Below are 4,958 nucleotides of genomic sequence, written 5' to 3' on the forward strand. Positions count from 1 at the left end.
CTCGTCCGCGACCTGCGGCGCGGGCTCGCCGTCGAGGCGATGAGCGCCGGCCTGCACGGCGCGGTGGTGGCCCTGGTCGTCAACCTGGCCCGGCAGGCCCGGTCCGAGCGGGGGCTCGACGTCGTGGCGCTGACCGGCGGGGTGTTCCAGAACGTGCCGCTCGCGACGGCGGCCGCGCGGGCGTTGCGCGCCGAGGGCTGCACGGTGCTGCGGCACCGTCGGGTGCCGCCGAACGACGGCGGCATCGCGCTGGGCCAGCTCGTGGTCGCCGCGACCGCCGCGCGGTGCGGGACATCGGATGACCAGGAAACGAGGAGGTGAGGGCGGTGTGTCTGGCGGTTCCGGGACAGGTCGTCGCCATCGGGGAACGCAACGGCACTCCCATGGGGGAGGTGGATTTCGGCGGGGTGCGTAAGGACGTGTGCCTGCAGTACCTGCCGGACACCGCGGTCGGCGAGTACGTGATCGTTCACGTCGGGTTCGCCATCCAGCGGCTCGACGAACAGTCCGCGCGGGAAACGTTGGCCACCATCGCCCGGATGGGGCTGCTCGCCGAGGAATTCGGCGGTGGGCCGGCCATGCAGCCCGCGACGGGCGAGCCTGAGGGGGTGAACCGGTGAAGTACCTCGAGGAGTTCAGCGACCCCGAGCTGGCCGGTCGGCTGCTGGATCAGATCCATGCGGTGACGACCAGACCGTGGGCGATCATGGAGGTCTGCGGCGGGCAGACCCATTCGCTCATCCGGCATGGGATCGACCAGTTGCTGCCCGCGGGCGTCGAAATGATCCACGGCCCCGGCTGCCCCGTCTGCGTCACCCCGCTGGAGATCATCGATCGCGCGCTCGAGATCGCCTCCCGACCGGGGGTCATCTTCTGCTCGTTCGGTGACATGCTGCGGGTCCCCGGCAGCGACCGGGACCTGTTCCGGGTGAAGAGCACCGGTGCCGACGTGCGGGTGGTGTACTCGCCCCTGGACGCGCTGACGATCGCCCGGCAGAACCCGGACCGGCAGGTGGTGTTCTTCGGGATCGGGTTCGAGACCACGGCGCCGGCCAACGCGATGACCGTCTACCAGGCGAAGCGCTGCGGGGTACGCAACTTCTCGCTGCTCGTCTCGCACGTCCTGGTCCCGCCGGCGATCGCGGCAATCATGGAATCGCCGAGCTGCCGGGTCCAGGGATTCCTCGCCGCCGGCCACGTGTGCAGCGTGATGGGCACTGGCCAGTACCCGGACCTCGCCCGCCGATACCGGGTGCCGATCGTGGTCACCGGCTTCGAACCGCTCGACCTCCTCGAAGGAATCCGCCAGACCGTGACGCAACTCGAGGAGGGCCGCCACGAGCTGGCCAACGCCTACCCGCGGGCCGTGCCGGCGGCGGGCAACCCGGCCGCCATCGCGATGCTGCGCGACGTCTTCACGGTGACCGATCGCGCCTGGCGCGGCATCGGGGTGATACCGGACAGCGGCTGGCGACTGTCCGCGGCCTATGCGGAGTTCGACGCCGAGACCCGCTTCGCCGTCGGCGACATCCACACCGCGGAGTCCTCGGTATGCCGCTCGGGCGAGGTGCTGCAGGGCCTGATCAAGCCGCACGAGTGCGCCGCCTTCGGCCGCCGCTGCACGCCACGGACACCGCTGGGTGCCACGATGGTGTCCGCCGAGGGCGCCTGCGCGGCCTACTACCTCTACCGGCGGCTCGGCCAGCCGGCCCCGACGGCCCCGACGGACGCCCGGCCCGCGCGGGAGGTGGCCCGTGCCTGATCTCCCCGGCCCCGTTGCCGCGGTGGGCGACGCCGCGGTGGACGGCGCCGACGCCGCGGTGGACGGCGCCAACGCCGTGGACCTCGCCGCCTGGACCTGTCCCGCCCCGCTGGCGGATTCCCCCACGATCGTCATGGGGCACGGCGGCGGCGGCGCGATGTCCGCCGAGCTCGTCGAACACCTGTTCCTGCCGGCCTTCCGGGGCCCGGCCGACGTGACCGGGCCGGCCGACGTGACCGGGCCGGGCGACGCCGCCGGGCTGGCCGACGCCGCCGTCGTCACGCTCGGCGGTGCGCGGGTGGCCTTCACCACCGACTCCTTCGTCGTGCGCCCGCTGTTCTTCCCCGGCGGCTCCATCGGCGATCTCGCGGTCAACGGCACCGTGAACGACCTGGCCATGATGGGTGCGACTCCGTGCTACCTGTCGACCGCCTTCATCCTGGAGGAGGGCACCGAGCTGGCCGAACTCGCCCGGATCGCCGAGGCTCTGGGGGCGGCGGCCCGGGTGGCCGGGGTCCGCCTCGTCACCGGGGACACCAAGGTCGTCGACGCCGGCCACGGCGACGGCGTCTACATCAACACGACCGGTCTCGGGGTGATCCCCGACGGCGTCGACATCAGGCCGGGCCGGGCCCGACCGGGTGACGTCGTCCTTGTCAGCGGCGAGCTCGGGGCGCACGGGATCGCCGTTCTGAGCTGCCGTGAGGGGCTGGAGTTCGGCACGCAGGTCCGTAGCGACACCGCGCCGCTGGGCGGCCTCGTCGCCGCCATGCTGGCCACCGGCGCGGACATCCACACCCTGCGCGACCCCACCCGCGGCGGCCTGGCGGCGACGCTCAACGAGATCGCCCGAGGCGCTCAGGTGGGCATCGCCGTCACCGAAGGGGCCGTCCCGGTGGCGGCCCCGGTCGCCGATGCCTGCAGCGTTCTCGGGCTCGACCCGTTCGCCATTGCCAACGAGGGGAAACTCGTGGCCATGGTCCCGGCGGCGGACGCCGATCGGGTACTGGAGGTGATGCGGTCGCATCCGCTTGGCCGGGACGCGGCGGCGATCGGCACCGCCACCGAGGACAACGCGCCGATGGTGGTCGCCAGGACCGGGCTCGGCGGAAGCCGGGTGATTGATCTGCCGATCGGCTCGGAGCTTCCGCGTATCTGCTGACACGCCATCGCCCGCCGCGTGGGTCGCGCACTGCAAGGTGCGCCGACCGGGAAATGATCCGGCCGGTCGAGATGGGGAAACGCGGCCCGCGGTTGTTTTCTTGGGGAAGTGGTTGTGGCGGCGAAGAATACGTCCCCGGATCGGCGCTGAACCGCGTGCGGTGTCACCTGGGCTGGCGGGCCGCTTTCCGCCGCCCGATCTCGGGCTCGGTGGGTCGGGGTCAGCCTGGTGCGACGGCGGGTATGATTGGCGGCCAGGTCCCGGTTCTGCCGTGTGGCGGTTGGGTGGACGGGGGCGTCATTGCCGAGATGATGGTCTTTCTGGTGCTGTTGAGGTGAGTCGTGAGTACAGGTAAGGTCCTTCGGTTCGATCACGTTCGGGGTTACGGTTTCATCGCCCCCAGTGACGGTGGCGACGATATTTTTCTGCACGCAAACGACCTGCTCGTCGAGAAGAATCTCGTCGTTCCCGGAGCCATCATGGAGTTCGAGGTCGAGGAGGGTGAGCGTGGCCTGAAAGCCAGTTCGGCACGTGTCGTCGGTTCCGCCGCCCCGGCTTCTGTTGCCGCACCGCGGGTCGCCGTGCACGCCGATGATTCCGACGGGCTCTGCGACGTCCTGCCGGTGAGTGAACTCACCCAGGAGGTAACCGAGACGCTGCTGCGGGTCGAACCCACCCTTACCGGGACTCAGATCATCCGGATCAGGAGCGAACTCATCCGGATCGCCGAGAAGTACGGCTGGGTGGAGAACTGACCGGTGCGCGCGCCGCCGTCACAGCTCGGCGGTGCCGGACAGGCAGGTGACCGTCGCGCCGGCCACCCAGACCGTGCCGTCGGCGTCCGTCGAGAGGTGGATGCGGCCGGCCCGGTGCAGCACGGAGCCCTGGCTGGCCGTGTAGGGCGCGCTCGCCCGCCCGGTGCCCAGCAGCCACTGTGCGAGCGAGGCGTTCAGGCTGCCGGTCACGGGATCCTCGATCGTCGCGTCGCCCATCGGCAGGAACGCCCGTACCTCGAACGCCGTCGCCGAGCCGGGCGGCCACGGCCCGACCACCCCGACGGGCAGGTCGACGCCGCGCGGTCGCAGGGCCAGCACCGAGTCGGCGTCGGCGAGCAGGACCGCGACCCAGCCCGGGCCGTTGTCGACCCACTCGGCCGCGACGACGTCGTCGAGCCCGATGCCGAGCATCGTGCTGATCCGCGCGACGAGCGGGGCCTCGACCGGTCCCCGGCGGCGCAGCGGCGGTGCCGCGAAGGCGAGCCCGTCCGGCGTGTGCCGCAACGGGACGAGGCCCACCCCGCACTCCTGGATGATCCTTGCCGGGCGGGCCGACGCCGGCTGCTCGGCGAGCCAGGCGTGGCAGGTGCCGAGCGTGGGATGCCCGGCGAACGGCAGCTCGGACGACGGGGTGAAGATGCGGACCCGGTAGTCGGCCGTCGGTGCGGTCGGCGGCAGGACGAAGGTCGTCTCCGAAAGGTTCGTCCAGCGGGCGAACCGGCGCATCGCGTCGTCGTCGAGTCCCGTCCCGTCCAGCACCACCGCAACGGGATTGCCCTGGTACGGGATGGCGGTGAACACGTCCACCTGACGAAACTGGCGGCTCATCCGCGTTCTTCTCCGGGCCCGGTTTCGGTGGGCCCGATCGCCGGGTGCCCGGCTGCCGTGGTCGGCCGCGGCGGCTTGCTGCGCACCTCCACGCCACCCATCACCGCGATCGCCCGGATGCGCACGACGGGCATCCCCGGCCGCCGCGGCGTGGCGGCGACCTTGACCGAGCGGCCGCCCATGATCGACACGCCGGTCACCTCGACCTCCACCCCCTCGGGGACGATGATCTCGATGCCGCCCATCACCGCGACCGCCGTGATCATCAGCGCGTCGGTGGGGAAGGCGATCTCGCGCAGGTCCAGCTCGCAGCCGCCCATCACGGCGACGGCGCGGGTGTGCCGGCTCGGCCGCCACCGGCCGGTGCGCTCGTTGCCGCTCATCACGGCGACCGTCCAGTCCACCCCGGTCGGCCCGCGCCGGGCCGAGC

The 4,958-nt window shown here is 72.0% G+C and carries 6 protein-coding genes and 1 pseudogene; 5 read left to right on the plus strand and 2 right to left on the minus strand.

Going from position 1 to position 4,958, the window contains the following annotated elements; all coding sequences use genetic code 11:
* From ND748_RS25025 to ND748_RS25045, 5 genes and pseudogenes are all read left to right on the plus strand, one after another.
* Positions 1 to 321 (plus strand): annotated as a pseudogene (locus ND748_RS25025) (carbamoyltransferase HypF); the annotation flags it as partial.
* 5 nt (positions 322 to 326) lie between these two features.
* Positions 327 to 620, plus strand: a complete 294-nt coding sequence (locus ND748_RS25030) for a HypC/HybG/HupF family hydrogenase formation chaperone (RefSeq protein WP_251748463.1) — start codon at positions 327 to 329, stop codon at positions 618 to 620.
* Complete coding sequence (hypD, locus tag ND748_RS25035; protein ID WP_251748465.1) at positions 617 to 1,762, plus strand: hydrogenase formation protein HypD; 1,146 nt, start codon at positions 617 to 619, stop codon at positions 1,760 to 1,762. Before ND748_RS25030 ends, hypD begins: the two co-directional genes overlap by 4 nt.
* A 37-nt stretch (positions 1,763 to 1,799) precedes the next feature.
* A complete protein-coding gene (hypE, locus tag ND748_RS25040) occupies positions 1,800 to 2,924 on the plus strand; it encodes a hydrogenase expression/formation protein HypE (RefSeq protein ID WP_374216028.1) in 1,125 nt (374 codons plus the stop codon).
* Positions 2,925 to 3,265: 341 nt separating this feature from the next.
* Positions 3,266 to 3,679: a cold shock domain-containing protein gene (locus ND748_RS25045; protein WP_251748467.1), complete on the plus strand. Its 414-nt coding sequence runs from the start codon at positions 3,266 to 3,268 to the stop codon at positions 3,677 to 3,679.
* A gap of 18 nt (positions 3,680 to 3,697) precedes the next feature.
* On the opposite strand, the gene ND748_RS25050 is transcribed toward ND748_RS25045, so the two are convergent.
* Positions 3,698 to 4,528 carry a PhzF family phenazine biosynthesis protein gene (locus ND748_RS25050; RefSeq protein WP_251748468.1) on the minus strand — a complete coding sequence of 277 codons (831 nt, stop codon included), beginning with the start codon at positions 4,526 to 4,528 and terminating at the stop codon, positions 3,698 to 3,700.
* Positions 4,525 to 4,958, minus strand: a 434-nt coding sequence (locus tag ND748_RS25055) for a LiaF domain-containing protein (protein WP_251748470.1), incomplete at its 5' end; no start/stop codon positions are given. The genes ND748_RS25050 and ND748_RS25055, both read right to left, overlap by 4 nt.

Source organism: Frankia sp. AiPs1 (genome assembly GCF_023716945.1).
Classification (GTDB): Bacteria; Actinomycetota; Actinomycetes; order Frankiales; family Frankiaceae; genus Frankia.